The organism is Sphaerospermopsis kisseleviana CS-549, from assembly GCF_028329225.1.
In the GTDB taxonomy this organism is placed as follows: domain Bacteria; phylum Cyanobacteriota; class Cyanobacteriia; order Cyanobacteriales; family Nostocaceae; genus Sphaerospermopsis; species Sphaerospermopsis kisseleviana.
Genome location: NZ_JAQMTI010000197.1, coordinates 1 through 19,272, shown reverse-complemented (window position 1 = coordinate 19,272; position 19,272 = coordinate 1). Strand labels below are relative to the sequence as shown.

Genomic DNA, 19,272 nt, shown 5'->3' with positions numbered 1-19,272 from the left:
TAATGTCTGTTAATTCAATATTACTGACAGGGTAAACTATAAAAAATTGCTGCTAGGTTGCAATATTTCTCTATAGTCGCTGTCATAGCTGGATGGCAATGATATATTTACGCCAAAATCAGCTAAAAATGGCTAAAATTTACTTTGAAAATCCCCTGAAATTAGATCCAAATGACAAATTAGCTTTGGAATGGAAGCCTAAACTTGATAAAGTTTTAGAAAATCAATCTGGTACTCATCAGGGAAGGAAACCTGCCAATAATGGAGATACCCAACTCGATAAGTCTAGAAATGGTGGTTTGTTCGGTGGTTTGTTTGGTGGGAAGAAAAAATAATGGTGTATCAACCAGCAGCGGGAGCTAGGGATTTATTACCCTTGGATGTGGCTCAAAAACGCTGGATTGAAGATAGATTACAACAGGTTTTTCATCGTTGGGGATATCACAGGATTATCACCTCAACGCTGGAACGGATGGATACGCTGATGGCAGGTGAAGCAATTCAGCGCCATAAGGTCATACAATTACAAAATGGGCAAGATGAGGAATTGGGTTTGCGTCCAGAACTCACCGCTTCTATTGCTCGGACTGTAGTTACTCGCATGGCTGAAGCAACCTATCCCCAACGGTTGTATTACAATGCTAATGTATTTCGCCGCAACTGGGAAAAGCGCCATAATCAGCAGCAGGAGTATTATCAAGCTGGGGTGGAGTTGCTGGGTGCGGACGGTTTACTGGCAAATGCAGAAGTGCTTTTGTTGGTAGCTAATTGTTTAGAAGCTTTATATTTGCGTGGATGGCAGTTGATTTTAGGTGAGGCGGGAATTACTAAATCTCTGCTGGATGCTTTTCCGGCTAATATCAGAAGTGAAGTGAGAAATGCGATCGCTAATTTAGATCGTGTAACTCTCGATACTTTACCTCTGAGTGAAGAATTGCACCAACGCGCTAGAATCATGTTAGATTTACGTGGTAAAAGTGCTGATGTGCTGCAAAAAGTCAGCAGTTTAAATTTAGATGCTGACCAGCAAGCAGCGGTAAATAACCTGAAATCCCTGGTAGAATTACTGGAATCAGAAGGTAAATTTTCTTTGATTCTGGATCTCAGTTTGATTCAAACTATTGACTACTACACAGGAATTGTGTTTGAAGTAGTTAGTGATACTGAAGGTCAGGCGTTAGTTTTAGGGCGTGGTGGTCGTTATGACCAACTTTTAGGGCTATATCATCCCCAAGGGCAAAATATTCCTGGGATTGGTTTTGAATTAAGCATTGATGATTTATACCAAGTTTTAGCATCGAGTCAGCAATTACCGCAAAGTATTCCTGCAAGTAACTGGTTAGTAGTTCCAGAAGATCAAAATGCTGATGCTGCTGCTTTTGCTTATGCCCAAAAATTACGAGATTCTGCCCATTTAGTGCGGGTAGAAATGGATTTGGGGGGAAGGGATGCCGAAGCAATTCGGAACTATGCACGCGATCGCTCTATCGCCCAAATAGCCTGGATTAACTCTGATGGTACACCCACAATTGAAGCAGTTAGTTAACAGGTAATACAGCCATCAGCCGTTAGCTATCAGCCGTCAGCTAATGTTAATCTTTACCTTTGCGGTTCTTTTCCTGTTATTCGTTGATTAATAAAAGCTGAAAGCTGATCACTGAAAGCTGATTACTTGCGTTAATATTACAAATTGTTAACTTAGAAACTGCTGATTCAATCAAGAGAGGGGAACGAGAAAATGCCACATACAATAGTAACGGAAGTTTGTGAAGGGGTTGCTGACTGCGTAAGTGCTTGTCCTGTAGCTTGTATTCATGAAGGACCAGGTAAAAACATTAAAGGTACAGATTGGTACTGGATAGACTTTGCTACCTGTATCGACTGTGGCATCTGTTTACAAGTTTGCCCAGTAGAAAACGCAATTTTAGCAGAAGAACGCCCTGAATTGCAGAAAATTTCAGAATAGGTGATTGGTGATTGGTGATTGGTGATTGGGAAAAAACTTTACCTATTCCCTATTACCTATTACCTATTACCTATTACCTATTACCTATTACCTATTCCCTGTTCCCTGTTCCCTATTCCCTATTTCTTATGACTAATAACTATTTATTAGAAGTTGAAAATGTCCATGCTGGATATATTAAAGATGTCGATATATTGCAGGGTATTAATTTTCGAGTTGAACGAGGAGAATTAGTAACTGTAATTGGCCCTAATGGTGCTGGTAAATCTACGTTAGCAAAAACAATTTTTGGACTTTTGACACCCCACACAGGTACGATTACCTTTAAAGGGGAAAAAATTAATGGTTTAAAATCCGATCAAATTGTGAAAAAGGGAATGTGTTATGTTCCGCAAATTGCCAACGTTTTTTCATCATTAACAATAGAAGAAAATTTAGAAATGGGGGCTTTTGTGCGGAATGTTCCCCTGAAACCTTTGAAGGATAATATATTTGCAATGTTTCCCAGATTGAGCGATCGCCGTCGTCAACGTGCAGGAACTTTATCAGGTGGAGAAAGACAAATGTTAGCGATGGGTAAAGCTTTAATGTTAGAACCTAGTTTATTATTATTAGATGAACCTTCCGCGGCTTTATCTCCGATTTTGGTAACACAGGTATTTGAACAAATCAAACAAATTAATCAAGCTGGTACTGCGATAGTTTTAGTAGAACAAAATGCTAGAAAAGCTTTAGAAATGGCTGATACAGGGTATGTGTTAGAATCAGGACGTGATGCAATGTCTGGACCTGGGAGAGAATTATTGAATGATCCAAAAGTGGGAGAATTATATTTAGGTGCGGGAGGACATTAAATAAAGAGTCAGGAGTCAGGAGTCAGAACTATGCACATTGAAGAATTACATTTACAGAATTTTCGAGGTTTTCAAGAACTGAAATTGAAACTTCCTCCAGATTTAGCTGTTTTCATTGGATCTAATGGTTCAGGTAAATCATCTATTTTAGATAGTATTGCTATACTTTTGTCAAGATTTATATTTGAATTACTGCCCAAGAAACCTTACAAAAAGTTAGATTTTGATTTAACAGAGGATGATATAAATATAAATGCACATAGAACACAAGAATCTATTCGCATTGTAATTTACTCAGATATAAAAATGTCTTGGGATATTTCCAGAGATTTACACTTACATCCTCAATGGCAAAGAATAGTCATTCCTAGTTTTAGAAGAACATTTCCCAACTGTCAATTTATTGTTACTACTCATTCACCTCAAGTTTTGAGTGGAGTAAACAGAGAAAACGTATTTATTTTAGAAGATGGAAAAGTTTTAGAATTTACGCCCCACACATTAGGTTATATTTGTTGCTATTGTATGCAACGAATATCTATAGATAATATGGAAATTGAACATAATAAACCTCAAGCTGATAATCCACATTTACAACTAGACTATAAAAATCTAATAGCTTCTTGTTCAGGTAATAGAGGTCAAGGAAAAAAGAATTTACATTGTAACGCAAGAAAAGGAGATTATGAAGGAACACATAGAAATTATAAAATGAATCTTAATCCAGTAGATAGTAATAAGAATTGTGAAAATCAGATCAAATATAGTTCTACTGGAAAAATATTATCTATATGTGATGATGAAACTATTAATCATGAATTAAATGAAGTTTTAAATCTGAATTATCAAACTATTAGAGAAAATCGTAAAATAGCTTTAGACACAGTAATTACAGTGTTAAATAAAAAATTTCCTAACAAAACATGGTCACAAGAAGCTATTAAAAAGAAACTAGAAGAACTAAGTAGCAAAGATGCAGATGGTAGGTATAGTCCATACTGTCAATATATTGTTTGGTATTTAAGCAAAAGATTAAATAACCCTTAAACCGTGTAATTTGGTACTCTAGAATCATAATTAAATCTGATATGTTTTGAAAAACAGTACAGATTTGAGATAAAATCATGAGTAGAATTAACGGTTTTGTAGGTCGTCGTCACTTCTTAAAAATCGCAGGTTTAACTACATTAAGTATTGGTAGTCTAACTGCTTGTAATGAAATCATTAATAACCGTTCAGAAATTATCATTCCTCAAAAAAATCCCAATCCTAACCCAGTCAGTGCAACGGAAGCACAAAAAAGATTAATAGCAGGAAATAAAAGATTTTACAATCAAAATCGCCGATATCCTAACCAAACAAAAAGACGTTTACAATCAATTTCGGAAACACAATATCCCTATGCAGCAATATTAGGATGTGCAGATTCTCGCGTACCACCAGAATTAATTTTTGATCAAGGATTAGGAGATTTATTTGTTGTGCGTGTAGCTGGTAATATTGCTAGTGATGAAGCTATTGGTAGTTTAGAATATGCTACCACAGCCTTAGGTACACAATTAATTGTAGTGTTAGGTCATAAAAACTGCGGTGCAGTTGCAGCAGCAATCAGAAACAAACAAGTACCGGGAAATATTGATACTATTGTTGATGGTATTCAACCAGCAATATCTGAAAATCAAGAGAGAGATAATGATACTAATAATGATATTAATAATGATATTAATAATAATGATATTAATAATGATATTAATAATGATAGAGATGCTGTCATTAGTAACATTCAATTTCAAACAGAAAAAATGCAAAGAAGTTCACCCATTTTAGAGCAGTTAATCAGCGCAGATAGATTAAAAATTATCGGTGCATTTTATGATATTGATACAGGTAAAGTTAATTTTCTGTAAAATCTATGTAAAATTTATGTAATATGCAACAATATGTAATAATATGTAATTAATAGCTAGATTAGCTTTTGAATATCTTAATTACAGAATCTATGATTTATGAAGATTTTAAAAATTAATGATCAAAACTTAGAAAGTATCAATCTTCATGCTGAAAAAACCTACCCTGATGAATGTTGTGGGTTAATACTGGGTTATCTCAGTCATGACGTGAAAACTGTTGTAGAAGTAATACCTACAGAAAATGTATGGAATACGGAAAAAGATAATTTTACAGAAAACCAGGAAGAATATAGTACCAGAAGAAGATATGCGATCGCTCCCTTTTTCATGTTACAAATACAAAAGGAAGCGAGAAACCGCAATTTAAATATAATTGGTATTTTTCATTCCCATCCTGACTATCCCGCTATTCCTTCAGAGTGGGATAGAATCTATGCTTGGCCAGAATATTCTTATATTATTGTATCAGTGAATCAGGGTAAAGCAGGTGAATTAAATAGTTTTTGTTTAGATGAAAATCATCAGTTTCGAAAGGAAGTAATAAAGGTTTTTTGAATCAGGATATACAGGGTGAAAACAACGATAAATTGATTGATTAAAATTTACAATTTACAAGGTGAAATCAGAGGTATCATCCTGCGAAAACCAATTCCGATATATTCTGGAGGTGTATTTGGTAAATGTCCTCTAGGTGCATTAATATTGTAGGTAAGTTCTGAGTAACGCAACCAGTTATTTTCTCTCCTCCATCCAACACGATCAGCAAACTTGTTAAAGTCATCAGAATTATAGCCCACTGTACCTGCAATATCATTCCAAATTTGTTTTTGAACACTAAAACCAAAACGTCCATTTGATGCTTTTACCCAACGTTTATCTATATCTTGCAGGGAAGAACAGGAAAAATTTTTAATAGAATTAAAATCTAAATTACCTTCTTTTTCTCTACGCGCTATTTTCAGTATTATCTTATAGGTTTCTATATCAGCTTCTTTCCATTTTTTAGCTGCTAAAAGTTTATCTAAATTACGAAATTTAGCTTTATTAGTTGTAATTTTCACCGAAGGTTGAGGAGTTGAAGTTGCTTTGGGAGAACTTTTAGGTTTTACAGGAGGTTGAGGAGTTGAAGTTCCTTTTGGAGAACTTTTAGGTTTCACAGGAGTTTGAGGAGTTGAAGTTTCTTTTGAAGAAGTTTGAGGTTTCACAGAAGGTTGAGAAGTTGCAGCTACTTTTGGATCACCCTGATTAGATAATACATTATTCATAGCATAACCACCAGCAAAACTAACAGCTACTGCTACACCAAAACCAACCAAAATTTTAGCAGGAAAATCTTTCTTATTTTCAATTTTATTTAATGCTTGTAATGCTTCACTGGTATTTTTATAACGTTGACTAAAATGATCACGTACCATATTATTTAAAACTTCTGCAAATCTATCACTAACTTGGGCATAATTTCGCCAAATAATTTCCCCAGTAGTCGAATCTTCCTCAAGTTGTGCTGGTAATAAACCCGTTACCGCTTGAATGCCAATTATTCCTACAGCATAAACATCACTAGCAAATTTTGGTCTACCATTTGCTTGTTCAGAAGGCATATATCCAGGTGTACCAATACCCACAGTTAAGCTAGTTTGCCCTTGAGAATTAACTATAAAAGCCGCTATTTCTTTAACTGCTCCAAAATCAATCAAAACAATTTTACCATCATCATGACGACGCATTATATTTGATGGTTTAATATCTCGATGAATAATATTTTGTTGATGAACAAATGATAAAACTTCTAGGATTTCTTGTATTAGTTTAATTGCTTTCTCTTCACTTAACTTTTTACCAAGAACAATCTCTTGATTCAGATCATGTCCATCTACAAATTCTTGTACAAGAAAAAATTCCCCCTTGTCTTCAAAATAAGCATAAAGGGCAGGAATTTGATCATGTTTACCTAAATCTTGTAATATCTTGGCTTCATTTTCAAATAATCTTTGAGAAATTGCCAATACACCCGGATCAGGATTGCGTTTTAAGTGCTTAACAACACATTTAGGATTACCTGGTAATGCGGTATCTTCAGCTAAGTGAGTATCTCCAAACCCACCTGTACCGATTTGCTTGATAATTTTATACCTACTCAACAGTATAGTCATCGGTTATTAAATAAGAGATTTTACAAGATAATTGTCTGATAGCGAGCCATCTGAGCATATCCAAGATTTTAGGATGTAAAAAATGCAAATAGCGATTTTATCACCAATTATTCAGAAATTTAACTGAGATTCATGAAATAACGAACCACTCCAGGCACAGAGAACACAGAAATATTACAATTAATTTAGACTTATTAACACTTTTGTATTCTTTGCGTCTTTGCGTCTTTGCGTGAGCTAATATAATTTAACCGCAAAAAGTGCGATCGCCCCCTTCCCAGTCCCCAACGTGATATAATTCCCCCAGCAAAAAAAATAGAACTCATAAACTGAACCAACTTTGAGTTAATATTAATACTCTGAGATTCTGCATTTTCTTACTATGCTAAATCCTAATCTGGATGAAATCCAGTTAACGAAAGACGACTACGAACGCTACTCCCGTCATTTAATCTTGCCCGAAGTGGGTCTAGAAGGACAAAAACGCCTCAAAGCTGCCAGTGTATTATGTATAGGTACTGGTGGACTTGGTTCGCCATTGCTGTTATACTTAGCAGCCGCAGGTATTGGCCGCATCGGTATTGTTGACTTTGATGTGGTTGATTTTTCTAACTTGCAACGTCAAGTTATCCACGGCACATCCTGGGTAGGTAAACCCAAAATTGAATCCGCAAAAGACCGCATTCACGAAATTAACCCCTATTGTCAGGTTGACTTATACGAAACTCGTCTCAGTGCGGAAAACGCTTTAGATATCATTCGTCCTTATGATGTCGTCGTTGATGGAACTGACAACTTCCCCACACGCTATTTAGTTAACGACGCTTGCGTATTATTAAACAAACCTAACGTTTACGGTTCAATCTTCCGTTTTGAAGGACAAGCAACCGTCTTTAACTACGAAGGTGGTCCTAACTATCGTGATTTATACCCCGAACCACCACCACCAGGAATGGTCCCTTCCTGTGCAGAAGGTGGAGTGTTAGGAATTTTACCGGGAATTATTGGTGTGATCCAAGCGACAGAAACGGTAAAAATTATTATTGGTAAAGGTACTACTCTCAGTGGGCGTTTAATGTTGTACAACGCCTTAGATATGAAATTCCGAGAGTTGAAATTACGTCCTAACCCCATCCGTCCGGTAATTGAAAAACTCATTGACTACGAAGAATTTTGTGGTATTCCCCAAGCAAAAGCAGCAGAAGCGAAGCAACAAATGGACATTCAAGAAATGACCGTTACGGAATTAAAAGCATTAATTGATAGCGGGGCGCAAGATTTTGTCCTGTTGGATGTACGTAACCCCCACGAGTATGAAATTGCGAAAATTCCTGGTTCTGTCTTAGTACCATTGCCAGAGATTGAAAATGGTGATGGTGTTACTCAGGTAAAAGAATTACTTAACGGACACCGTTTAATTGCCCATTGTAAAATGGGTGGACGTTCTGCCAAAGCTCTGGCTATTCTCAAAGAAGCGGGTATAGTGGGAACTAACGTTAAAGGTGGCATTAATGCTTGGAGTTTGGAAGTAGATCCTTCTGTGCCACAGTATTAAATTGGGGATTGGGAACTGGTGATTGGTGATTGGTGATAGGGGACTGGGAACTGGTGATTGGGGAAACAGGAAATATTTATCTTTCTCCTGACTCCTGTACGGGCGTTCGCGAAGCGTGCTGGAAGCATCAGCATTCGGAAAATAGGCTTGGACAAAAATTTATAATTAGTCGCCCGAATGCTTCGCCCCTACCACTCCTGACTCCTCCCATAAAACTTTTTTCCCACACCTTACCAATTGCACTTTTTCCGGTTAAAATAGTATATCTGTTCCAATCAAGAACCCAACGCAACTTTCTTAAATCCTATATTTAGAGGCTCTAATGGCAACCAACACAGCGGATACTGGCAAGCAAAAAGCACTGAATATGGTACTCAACCAGATTGAGCGCAGCTTTGGTAAAGGGGCAATTATGCGCTTGGGTGATGCTACCCGGATGCGTGTAGAAACAATTTCCACAGGGGCGCTAACACTGGATTTAGCTTTGGGTGGTGGTTTACCCAAGGGAAGGGTGATTGAGATTTATGGACCGGAAAGTTCTGGTAAAACTACAGTAGCTCTTCATGCGATCGCAGAAATACAAAAAAATGGCGGCATAGCTGCTTTCGTAGATGCAGAACACGCATTAGATCCCACCTACGCAGCTGCACTAGGTGTAGATATTGAAAATTTACTGGTTTCCCAACCGGATACTGGTGAAGCAGGTTTAGAAATCGTTGATCAGTTAGTACGTTCCGCCGCCGTTGATATAGTTGTCATTGACTCCGTAGCCGCCCTAGTACCCCGTGCGGAAATCGAAGGTGATATGGGTGATGCTCACGTAGGTTTACAAGCACGATTGATGAGCCAAGCCTTACGGAAAATTACAGGTAATATTGGTAAATCTGGTTGCACAGTTATATTTATTAACCAATTACGGCAAAAAATCGGTGTCACCTACGGTAGTCCAGAAACCACAACGGGCGGTAATGCGTTGAAATTTTACGCTTCCGTGCGTCTAGATATTCGCCGTATTCAAACCTTGAAAAAAGGTTCTGATGAATTTGGTAATAGAGTAAAAGTAAAAGTTGCCAAAAATAAAGTAGCACCACCCTTTAGAATTGCCGAATTTGATATTATCTTTGGTAAAGGAGTTTCTACCCTTGGTTGTTTAGTGGACTTAGCAGAAGAAACCGGCATTTTACTGCGGAAAGGTGCGTGGTACAGTTACAACGGTGATAACATTTCCCAAGGTCGAGATAACGCCATTAAATATCTAGAAGAAAAACCAGATTTTGCAGAAAAAATTAAAGAACAAGTCCGCGGGAAATTAGATCAAGGCGCAGTAGTTTCTGCTAATTCTGTTTCTAAATCTAATGAAGAAGATGATGAAGAAGAAATGGAATTAGACGAAGAATAAAAACCCTATTTTCTTTGATCTCGTTCCCAGTCTCAGACTGGGAATGCTATTACAGAGGCTCTGCCTCTGTTTTTCTATTGAAGGCAGAGCCTTCTATAATTCATTCCCATACAGAGTATGGGAACGAGAAAATACAGAATATGGGAACGAGAAATGTTAAAATTCTACAGTTTCAAATTCAAAAATAGAAATCAGACGATCATCAACATAAACTTCTATTCTGTGTTTACCAAGAGGATCACCAGGAGCGATTTTCCAGTAATTTTCAATCACACCATTTTTAACTGTTTGCGTCCGCGTTGTGATGGCTGTACTACCATCCGCAGATAGGGAAAAATTCTCATCTTTCTCCGGTGTAGCCCAAGTTTCTGGGGCTTTTGGTAAACGTAAAACTTCCCGCCATTTGACTTTACCCTGGTAATTTTGTAGTGTCATTCTCCAACCATAAGCATCACCTTTTTTTAAAGGTACTTTGGTGGTGGGAAAAAAATTAGCTTTACCTTGGGAGTCTACTATTCTCACTCCAAATTCAGATTTACTAACATTAATCTGTTTACCATTAACTAATTGAGAAACTTCTGGGGGTGCTTCCGCTAAAACTGTATTCCTATTTTGCAAATTTGTAGCTAAAAAGGCAACCATCAACCACAGAGAAGTTAGCAAAAACCTAAAAAACGAAATTCTCATAAGCATTTTTGGGAGATATTATATTAGTCATTAATTCTATTATTTTTAGCCCTAGTCCGGTTGAAGATGTGAAAATTATTGGACTGTAAATTGTTCGTAAATTGTTCACATTCACAGTTGCAAGACTTATGCAAAATAGAAGGAAAGTAGGGGTAATTCATGAATTACCCCTACCCAAGAATCAGGTTGTTAGTACAATATTTTTAGGTTCTTGCGTCTGTTTTATGGAGAATTAATAGAAAAGTGCCAGTGTAATAAACCTTCGTTGAGTGAGTCTTCATTTTTAATTAGGCTATATTTACTTTTATTTAATCCGGCTAATATTCTCTTTTTTTCTGATTCATCTGGTAAAGATATTGCTGCTTTCTTCTCTGTTTTACGCATATTATCTAATTCATCATTTACCTGTTTCATTACATGAAATCTATCTGCTGTTATATTAGCATTTGGCATTAATTCTTCTACTAAACTTTTGTAAGGAGACCACATATCAATACTCACTTCTTGTATTTGCTCAAGTACATTTAATTCCCACCCAATCAGGACTTCACGTATATCTTCTATCCTTCTTGTTTTCACTATTTCGATAGGTTTTCGAGTATCTAAATCTACCAATACTGCCAAATAGTTTCCTTGTCCTTTCACCAAGGCTATTTCATCTATCCCTAATTTTTTACTCCTTTTAAATTTATCTTCTGTATTTGTGCTACTTGCCTTTTTAACATAATCACCCCCGCCAATTCTTGTTTTTATATCTCTAATTATCTCACCTCCGGTATTTAGACATACATAAAAATCTGTAAACTCTTGTATCTATTCTATTTCAGCCCTCGATTCTGAAAATTGTTAACTATTAATTTCTGTTAATTTACTTTCTCTCCATAAAATCTACGCAAGAACCCTAAAATCTAACATCTAAAATTTCCCGCCCACACCAATCTCTTCAGAAATAAAAACGAATTTGCTATATCAATACCTTCGCCAAAACTCTGAAACCCTATTGATATCATAACAATTTTATTGGGTTTCAGACCTATCTTTGGAAAATTGGCATAGGTATTGCTATATATATTATATATTATTGAGGAATTTTGGTAATGTTGAAAATTTTTGCTGATCGGGGTGGCACATTTACAGATATTGTCGCTGTCACAAATAATCAAACAATAATAGATCGACTTGTAAATTGTCCAGAACGTTTTTTAATTGTTCCTTTGCCTAATCAGCAATGGATAATAGTCTATAAATTATTATCAGAAAATCCTGAACAATATGCAGATGCAGTTATTCAAGGAGTTCGGGATATTATCGGCATATCCGGTAATGAACAGATTCCCTATCAAAATATAGAAGTTGTCAAAATGGGAACAACAGTAGCTACCAATGCGCTGTTAGAAAGACATGGTGATAGGGTTGTTTTGCTCATTACCAAAGGTTTTAAAGATGCGTTAAGAATTGGCTACCAAAACCGCCCAAATATCTTTGCTCGTCAGATTATTTTACCCACTATGCTGTATGAAAAGGTAATTGAGGTAGATGAAAGATATGATGCCCAAGGTAATGAATTAATACCAGTCAATATAGCACAAGTTAAACAGGATTTACAAAAAGTTTACAACACAGGAATTAGAAGTTGTGCCATTGTTTTGATGCACAGCGATCGCTATCCCCAACATGAACAACAAATAGCCCAAATTGCCGAAGAAATAGGCTTTACACAAATTTCAGTATCCCATCAAGTCAGTCCCTTAATGAAACTTGTGAGTAGAGGAGATACAACTGTTGTTGATGCTTATTTAACTCCTATCCTCCGTCGCTATGTTAACCAAGTAGCTAGTCATTTACCCAATGTCAGATTAATGTTTATGAAATCTGATGGAGGGTTAACCGATGCAGAACAATTTCAAGGTAAAGATAGTATTTTAAGTGGTCCTGCTGGTGGTATTGTTGGTGCAGTTCAAACTAGCAAAAGAGCAGGATTTGATTTAGTAATTACCTTTGATATGGGAGGAACAAGTACAGATGTTGCTCACTTTAAAGGAGAATATGAAAGACAACTAGATTTAGAAATTGCCGGTGCGCGGATGCGAGTTCCCGTATTAGCAATTAATACTATTGCTGCGGGTGGTGGTTCAATTTTATTTTTTGACGGTTCTAGTTATCGTGTCGGACCAGAATCTGCTGGATCAAATCCTGGACCCGCTTCCTATCGACGTGGAGGACCATTAACAGTCACAGATGCTAACGTCATGTTAGGGAAAATTCAACCTCAATATTTCCCCGCAGTTTTTGGTAGTGAAGGGAAATTACCCCTAGATAAAGAAATAGTAATTCAGAAGTTTACACAATTAGCTGAAGATATTGCATCTCTCACTGGAAATTATCGAACTCCCGCACAAGTAGCATCGGGTTTTATTTCTATTGCTGTCGAAAATATGGCCAATGCTATTAAAAAAATCAGCCTCCAACGTGGTTATGATGTCACTCAATATGTACTTTGTTGTTTTGGGGGTGCAGGTGGACAAGTTGCTTGTTTAATTGCTGATACTTTAGGAATGAAACAGATATTTTTACACCCTTTTGCTGGGGTACTTTCTGCTTATGGTATGGGTTTAGCTGATGTGAGAGTTACCAAATTAACAGGAGTAGAACACCCTTTAAATCAATCATTAATTCCCCACTTACAGCAATTAATGGCATCTTTAGAAGACCAATCCAGAAGGGAGTTAAACAAACAACAAGAAACGAAACTAGAAGAAGTAGTAGTTAAAAAAGTTAATTTAAAATATGAGGGTAATAATTCAATTATCACAGTAGATTTTACCTTAGATGTGGCATTCATGCAAAATAATTTTGAAAAAGAACATAAATCAAGGTATGGTTTCATTCAAACAGAAAAACCCTTAATTGTTGAATCCATTTCTGTAGAAGTCATCCAAAAAATGGATACGCCTGAAGAACCTGTAATTATTCGTCAACGCCCACAACAGAAAACACCCCAACCTGTAGAAATAGTCCAAATGTTTACTGAACAAAAATGGCATGATACACCAGTTTATCTTCGGGAACATTTACAACCAGGAGATCATATAAATGGTGCTGCAATAATTGTGGAAAAAATTAGCACAATTGTCGTTGAACCGAACTGGAAAGCAATATTAACTGAGCGTAATCATTTAATTTTACAACGCCTTGTTTAGTTTTTTCGTTTTAAAAAATGTCAGGTTGTTGGTTGATTTATTTCCCAAAAGCCGCATTGTTTTATATTATTAAACGTAAAACAGGAAGGTGTATAAATCCTCTACTTCTTAAAGAAGTAGGGGATCTGGATATGAGGTTTTTTAAGGTTGACATACTTACAAAAAAAATATTTCAATCATGAACAATTGATAATTACCTCTCCCTGAAAGGAAGAGGATTTAAAAAAATGAAACAATTATCAATTATCAATTATCAATTGTCAATTGATAAGCCCATCACTCGACGATAATGAACCTCAATTTGTTCTAAAGTTGGTGATTTTCCCCGACTTACCCACTGACTACGGTTAAATAATTCTTTTCGCAATTCATCAACATTAATAGTTGTAAATTTCCCATTATCAATAATTTGTTTACCATTTACCCAAGCACTATTAACAACATTCACAGGACGACCTAATACTAATAAACCAATGGGATCTGTACGAGGAAGCAAAGATAAACTGGTTAAATCATAAAGTACCAAATCTGCTTTTTTACCCACATTTAAAGACCCCAATTTTTCATCAATCCCTAATCCTTTTGCACCACCTAAAGCAGCCATTTCTACCGCTTGACGTGGTGTAATCCAGGATTTATAATCAAAATCAGTCACGTTATGTAAAATAGAACCTATTTTAATCGCTTCTAACAAATCTTGAGAGTCATTACTAGAAGCACCATCACAACCAAAAGTTACATTTACCCCTGCTTGAATATATTTTAAAATCGGTGCAATACCGCTACCTAAACGCAGGTTACTTAACGGGTTATGAACAATAGTAGATTTGGTTTCTGCCAAAATTTGAATATCAGCATCAGTTAACCAAACGCAATGAGCTAAACTGGTTTTTTCATGCAAAAATCCAATATGATTTAAATGTTCAACCGCACTACAACCATATTTTTCTAATGCTAACTTTTCCTGGGCTTTAGTTTCCAATAAGTGCGAATGACGACAAAGATTGTAGCGATCGCTCAACTCAATACAACCCGTAAATAAAGCATCAGTACATAATTGAATTCCCGTCGGTGCAACTAAAATAGTTATACCTTCCTCTGGACGATGAAACTTAATAACAGCTTCTTCTATAATTGCTAATGTTTCCGCAGGAGAACGAAAATAAGGTTGATGATTTTCTAAAAATTTACCTTCTGGCATCCCCGCAGTTAAAGATTCATCTTGAATTAAAGGAGCAATAAAAGCCCTAATTCCTATTTCTTGATAAGCGCGAACAGCAGTAGAAATAGTTTCTAACTCTTTACCAGGAATTAACACCAAATGATCTACAACACTTGTTCCCCCAGACAGCAAAGTTTCCGCAGCCGTACCCAAGGCGCTGAGATAAACTTGTTCAATATCCAGAAGAGAAAAATCATACAAATACGCCAACCATAATTCTAAAGGTAAAGGTGGAATTATTCCCCGTTGCCACTTTTCCGAAGAATGGGTGTGGGCGTTGAAAAAACCAGGTAGCAGCAGTTTATTTTCACCGTCAATTGCAGTACCAATCACATCCAAATCTTCACCAATAGCAGCGATGATACCATTAACAACCTGAACATCTAAAGTTGTGTAACCATCTGTAACAGCAATTAAAGCTTTTTTAATAGTAAAGTTCATGATTTTCACCTTTTTTAACGTTGATTAAGCAATTGCACAATTATGATTATTTCAAGTTACAAAAGAATCAATGATCTTGGGTGCCAACAATTATGAATCTACCCTTACGAACACTAGGATTTTACCCCAACGCTTGGGAAGTCAATGAAAGCTTTGCAGATATTACTCGTCCGCAAAAAACCCCACAACCCGTTATTTTAACAACAGAAACCAAAACTGTGCGTATCGACTTGGCAAAAACCGCCATTATCATTATTGATATGCAAAACGACTTTTGTCATCCTGATGGCTGGTTAGCGCATATTGGTGTGGATGTCACCCCCGCACGTCAACCCATAGTACCTTTACAAAACTTATTACCACAATTGCGGGCTGTTAATGTGCCAATAATTTGGTTAAATTGGGGTAATAGACCAGACTTACTCAATATTAGTGCAGGTTTGCTTCATGTTTATAATCCCACCGGTGAAGGTGTAGGATTAGGTGATAGCCTACCTAAAAACGGTGCAAAGGTGCTGATGAAAGATAGCTGGGCAGCGGCGGTAGTAGAGGAATTAGAACAACTTGAGACAGATATTTGCATTGATAAATATCGCATGAGTGGGTTTTGGGATACATCCTTAGATAGTATTCTCAGAAACTTAGGAATAACGACAATATTATTTGCGGGTGTCAATGCTGATCAATGTGTTCTCACAACTTTATGTGATGCTAATTTTTTAGGATACGACTGCATTTTAGTCCAAGATTGTACAGCCACAACTTCACCAGAATATTGTTGGTTAGCAACTTTGTACAACGTTAAACAATGCTTTGGTTTTGTTACTGATTCTTCGGCAATTATAGCAGGAGTCAGTAGTCAGCATAATTTTAGATTTTAGATTTTAGATTTTGGATTTTAGATTTTGGATTTTAGATTTTGGATTTTAGATTTTGGATTTTGGATTGATTAATACCCAATCACCAGTCACCAATCACCAATCACCAGTCACCAATCACCAATCACCAATTACCAAATATATGGTTACTACAAGTTGTGTAATTCCAGTTATCAAATCTCCCCAAGATTATCAAGCATACCGTATCAATCCCCGTGACACTAATCGGTTAGCAATTATCTTTGATTCCACAACTGCAAATACTTCCTTAACTTGTTGTGTGGAAATCTTTGATATTGGGGGACAAACTCCACCAAATCGCCATCAATGGGCAGTGGAAATGTTTTTTATTCTCAAAGGAGAAGGAGTTGCAATTTGTGATGGCAAAAAAGTACCTATCAAGGCCGGAGATAGTTTATTAGTTCCACCAAATGGCACTCATTTGATTAGAAATACAGGTAAAAATCGTCTTTACATACTAACAATTATGGTTCCTAATGAAGACTTTTCAGAACTAATTAGGAGTGGTATACCTGTAGAATTGGATGCTGAAGATATGGCGGTTTTAGGAAGATTAGATTCTTTGAAATTCGTTGAAAACTAGAATCCATATCAATACTTGTCGGTTAAGCTCAAAAAAATAAATTATGTAGGTTGGGTTAAGGAACGAAACCCAACATTTACAAGGGTTCTTTGGGTTTCACTTTGTTCAACCCAACCTACGAAAATCCTTAACCGAGCAGTATTGGAATCCATATATCCTCAAAGTCTCAGGAAAAATCAAGGATTTGGGGATATTTCAATAATGGACAATTAACAATTAAAAATTGACAATGACAAAGCGGATTTTTTTTTGTTTTGTTCCCCTTGAAAGGGGAGGTTTTAAACCGTATGGCTAACGCCACGCTACGCTATCGGCTGACGCTCACGGCGGAAGCCTTGAATGAAACAATTATCAATTATCAATTGTCAATTGTCAATTGTCAATTGTCAATTGATAAAAAAGCTTTTCCCAGTCAATTACATTTGGTCTTGTTCCTTGATTAACTAACTCAAAAACCTGATTAGCAGCACTGGGATAAAACAAACTTTCCACACAAGCAGCAGCCACATCAATGCGACTAGCATCACCAGAAAGTTGATCACCTTTACCCAAGACTATATTTAATTTACCTTCTGTCTTTGCCTTGAGTAAAGTATTCAAATCATAAGAAGTATAAGGTCCATCAATTAACCTACCAGGGCGGATAATTGTATAGGGAATACCTGAATTAATGATAGCGTCTTCACCTTCCTTTTTCGCATCCAGCACACCAAATTTATTGAGAATATTAAAAGGAAACTGATTTTTTCTGAGAATACCACAGGAAGAAACAAACACTAATCTATTTAAAATTTTCGGTGCTGCTGCAACTAAATTTTTTACAGCTTGGGAATCAACTTTTAAAGGTGTATTTTTAGCTTTATTTTCAAGTGGTTGAGTATCAAACAAAGCTAAACCAAAATCAATGGGATTCACAGATGAATCAAACTCCCATCTAGCAGAAGGAAAAGCAGTAGTTCCCGTACAACAGATAATAGAAGTGATATTTAACATTGCTGGTGAGAGGGTATTGGGTTCGCGGATATCACCAACAAAAATTTCTACTTTGTCATTAAACATTTTTGCAGCTTTGTTTGCATCCCGTGTGAGAATCCGAACTGACAAACCTTTTTCTAAAAGTTTGCTAACTACAAGTTGTCCTACACCACCAGTTGCACCCGGAACTAATATTAAATCTGCCATGAAAGTTTTTATGTTGTTAGTTATGTTTAAAAAAACTGATTTATATTATATACCAATCTTCAATGAGATGTGTTAAATTAACGTAAGTATTCAGCTGTCGGTTTCCATCAGCAGCAGGTTAAAAAACATAAATACCAGTTTGTAAATGTACAACAGCGAGCGATCGCAATTTGTCCATCTGGCAAAATCACACCCCCAGCGATAATCTGCTTTAATGGCGGTTTTTCTGGTTCAATTAACCAAAATGTTGGCAGTTGAGTTTGCATAACTGACACTATAATTACACTATTTTATTGCCAATATGGCTTTCCTCCGCAGTTGGTTTTAATTAATATAATCGAGTAATACGTTCAAGGCTTTGCTTTCATGACAATATAATTATCCTGTTAATTGGATATGAAATACCATCACAAAGGAGCAATAGTCAAACTTGGTGAAAAATTATACGGAATAACCAATTAACAGCGTGAAAGATGTAACCAAAGACATATAGTAAAAATTGTCAACATGACCATAGCGATCGCCTTGTAGATATGGCAGTAATTACAATCTAGAAGTTAATGTATCAGGAATGTACTTCTATGAGCAGAAAAACCAATAAAATTTGTAAACAATCAGGAGTGATTCCATATCGGGTCCGAGATGGAAAAGTAGAAGTTTTATTAATCACCAGTCGTAAACGGCAAAGTTGGGTAATTCCCAAAGGAGGAGTTTGCAAAGGGATGACTCCACCTGATTCAGCAGCTAAAGAAGCTTGGGAAGAAGCAGGGGTTATTGGTCGGGTAAATACTGAAAAAATCGGTGCTTATAAATATAGTAAACGTGGTAATATTTACCGGGTTCATTTATTTTGGTTGCCAGTAGATCAAGTATTAGAAGACTGGCCAGAAGCATCTCAAAGAGAAAGGATATGGTTAGATATTAATCACGCTGCCATGATAGTCAAAGAAAATTCTCTTAAAAGAATTTTGCAAACTTCAAAAGAGCAAGTCAAAGTTTAATATTTATTTAACATTTTTATCATGATTATAGAGACGTTTCATTAAACGTCTCTATATTTGTTATCTCGGGACTTAGGCAAAAAAACTTAGCTTACAACACAGGTCAAACTATTTATCAAATTAAGCATAATTTGCTTTCTAATTATTTAATAGGACAACTAAAACGTCCAGATATTGCTATGTCAATGGTTTAGTCTTTAGGCGCTCGGTGCAGCGTAGC

At 36.3% G+C, this 19,272-nt stretch carries 19 protein-coding genes and 2 pseudogenes; 14 read left to right on the top strand and 7 right to left on the bottom strand.

The features are described 5' to 3' along the window. Positions 1 to 92 precede the first annotated feature (92 nt). The 7 genes from PN497_RS15980 (at position 93) to PN497_RS15950 (ending at position 5,285) form a co-directional block, all read left to right on the top strand. A complete protein-coding gene (locus PN497_RS15980; protein ID WP_334310659.1) occupies positions 93 to 335 on the top strand; it encodes a hypothetical protein in 243 nt (80 codons plus the stop codon). After that, on the top strand, positions 335 to 1,546 hold the full coding sequence (locus PN497_RS15975) for an ATP phosphoribosyltransferase regulatory subunit (protein WP_096566457.1): 1,212 nt from the start codon (positions 335 to 337) through the stop codon (positions 1,544 to 1,546). The genes PN497_RS15980 and PN497_RS15975 overlap by 1 nt, the downstream gene beginning before the upstream one ends. A gap of 192 nt (positions 1,547 to 1,738) precedes the next feature. Continuing rightward, positions 1,739 to 1,966 (top strand): indolepyruvate ferredoxin oxidoreductase subunit alpha, encoded by a 228-nt coding sequence (locus PN497_RS15970; RefSeq protein WP_096566455.1) that lies wholly within the window; start codon positions 1,739 to 1,741, stop codon positions 1,964 to 1,966. A gap of 128 nt (positions 1,967 to 2,094) precedes the next feature. Then, positions 2,095 to 2,820, top strand: coding sequence for an ABC transporter ATP-binding protein (locus tag PN497_RS15965; RefSeq protein ID WP_096566453.1), 726 nt, complete (start codon positions 2,095 to 2,097; stop codon positions 2,818 to 2,820). 30 nt (positions 2,821 to 2,850) lie between these two features. Next, complete coding sequence (locus tag PN497_RS15960; RefSeq protein WP_096566451.1) at positions 2,851 to 3,867, top strand: retron system putative HNH endonuclease; 1,017 nt, start codon at positions 2,851 to 2,853, stop codon at positions 3,865 to 3,867. Between the two features lie 77 nt (positions 3,868 to 3,944). After that, positions 3,945 to 4,727 carry a carbonic anhydrase gene (locus PN497_RS15955; RefSeq protein WP_096566449.1) on the top strand — a complete coding sequence of 261 codons (783 nt, stop codon included), beginning with the start codon at positions 3,945 to 3,947 and terminating at the stop codon, positions 4,725 to 4,727. Between the two features lie 99 nt (positions 4,728 to 4,826). Continuing rightward, entirely contained in the window at positions 4,827 to 5,285 is a 459-nt protein-coding gene (locus PN497_RS15950) for a M67 family metallopeptidase (protein ID WP_272110674.1), read from the top strand. A gap of 47 nt (positions 5,286 to 5,332) precedes the next feature. On the opposite strand, the gene PN497_RS15945 is transcribed toward PN497_RS15950, so the two are convergent. After that, complete coding sequence (locus tag PN497_RS15945) at positions 5,333 to 6,883, bottom strand: serine/threonine-protein kinase (RefSeq protein ID WP_193943432.1); 1,551 nt, start codon at positions 6,881 to 6,883, stop codon at positions 5,333 to 5,335. 194 nt (positions 6,884 to 7,077) lie between these two features. Next, complete coding sequence (locus PN497_RS15940) at positions 7,078 to 7,209, bottom strand: hypothetical protein (RefSeq protein WP_272110671.1); 132 nt, start codon at positions 7,207 to 7,209, stop codon at positions 7,078 to 7,080. A gap of 56 nt (positions 7,210 to 7,265) precedes the next feature. Between PN497_RS15940 and moeB the strand changes: the two genes are divergently transcribed. Further along, entirely contained in the window at positions 7,266 to 8,438 is a 1,173-nt protein-coding gene (gene moeB, locus PN497_RS15935) for a molybdopterin-synthase adenylyltransferase MoeB (protein ID WP_096566447.1), read from the top strand. A gap of 322 nt (positions 8,439 to 8,760) precedes the next feature. After that, complete coding sequence (gene recA, locus PN497_RS15930) at positions 8,761 to 9,837, top strand: recombinase RecA (RefSeq protein WP_096566445.1); 1,077 nt, start codon at positions 8,761 to 8,763, stop codon at positions 9,835 to 9,837. A 156-nt stretch (positions 9,838 to 9,993) separates the two neighbouring features. Here recA and PN497_RS15925 read toward each other — a convergent pair whose 3' ends face one another. Both PN497_RS15925 and PN497_RS15920 read right to left on the bottom strand, forming a co-directional pair. Next, positions 9,994 to 10,524, bottom strand: a complete 531-nt coding sequence (locus tag PN497_RS15925) for a hypothetical protein (RefSeq protein WP_096566443.1) — start codon at positions 10,522 to 10,524, stop codon at positions 9,994 to 9,996. A 261-nt stretch (positions 10,525 to 10,785) separates the two neighbouring features. Continuing rightward, positions 10,786 to 11,249: pseudogene (locus PN497_RS15920) on the bottom strand (ISL3 family transposase); the annotation flags it as partial. 372 nt (positions 11,250 to 11,621) lie between these two features. On the opposite strand from PN497_RS15920, the gene PN497_RS15915 reads away from it, so the two are divergent. Continuing rightward, on the top strand, positions 11,622 to 13,724 hold the full coding sequence (locus PN497_RS15915; protein WP_096566441.1) for a hydantoinase/oxoprolinase family protein: 2,103 nt from the start codon (positions 11,622 to 11,624) through the stop codon (positions 13,722 to 13,724). 253 nt (positions 13,725 to 13,977) lie between these two features. On the opposite strand, the gene PN497_RS15910 is transcribed toward PN497_RS15915, so the two are convergent. Next, positions 13,978 to 15,387: an amidohydrolase gene (locus PN497_RS15910; protein WP_096566439.1), complete on the bottom strand. Its 1,410-nt coding sequence runs from the start codon at positions 15,385 to 15,387 to the stop codon at positions 13,978 to 13,980. Positions 15,388 to 15,479: 92 nt separating this feature from the next. On the opposite strand from PN497_RS15910, the gene PN497_RS15905 reads away from it, so the two are divergent. Both PN497_RS15905 and PN497_RS15900 read left to right on the top strand, forming a co-directional pair. Next, entirely contained in the window at positions 15,480 to 16,268 is a 789-nt protein-coding gene (locus PN497_RS15905; protein ID WP_096566437.1) for a cysteine hydrolase family protein, read from the top strand. Between the two features lie 139 nt (positions 16,269 to 16,407). Next, entirely contained in the window at positions 16,408 to 16,869 is a 462-nt protein-coding gene (locus tag PN497_RS15900) for a cupin domain-containing protein (protein ID WP_096572601.1), read from the top strand. 372 nt (positions 16,870 to 17,241) lie between these two features. Here the strand turns inward: PN497_RS15900 and PN497_RS15895 are convergent, their stop codons facing one another. Both PN497_RS15895 and PN497_RS15890 read right to left on the bottom strand, forming a co-directional pair. Then, a complete protein-coding gene (locus PN497_RS15895) occupies positions 17,242 to 18,051 on the bottom strand; it encodes an SDR family oxidoreductase (protein WP_096566435.1) in 810 nt (269 codons plus the stop codon). Between the two features lie 107 nt (positions 18,052 to 18,158). Continuing rightward, a complete protein-coding gene (locus PN497_RS15890) occupies positions 18,159 to 18,317 on the bottom strand; it encodes a hypothetical protein (RefSeq protein ID WP_272110666.1) in 159 nt (52 codons plus the stop codon). Between the two features lie 315 nt (positions 18,318 to 18,632). Here PN497_RS15890 and PN497_RS15885 point away from each other — a divergent pair, with 315 nt between their 5' ends. Together PN497_RS15885 and PN497_RS26010 are read left to right on the top strand one after the other, a co-directional pair. Continuing rightward, positions 18,633 to 19,052: an NUDIX hydrolase gene (locus PN497_RS15885; protein ID WP_096566433.1), complete on the top strand. Its 420-nt coding sequence runs from the start codon at positions 18,633 to 18,635 to the stop codon at positions 19,050 to 19,052. Positions 19,053 to 19,123: 71 nt separating this feature from the next. After that, a pseudogene (locus tag PN497_RS26010) lies at positions 19,124 to 19,246 on the top strand (IS701 family transposase); the annotation flags it as partial. Positions 19,247 to 19,272 lie beyond the last annotated feature (26 nt).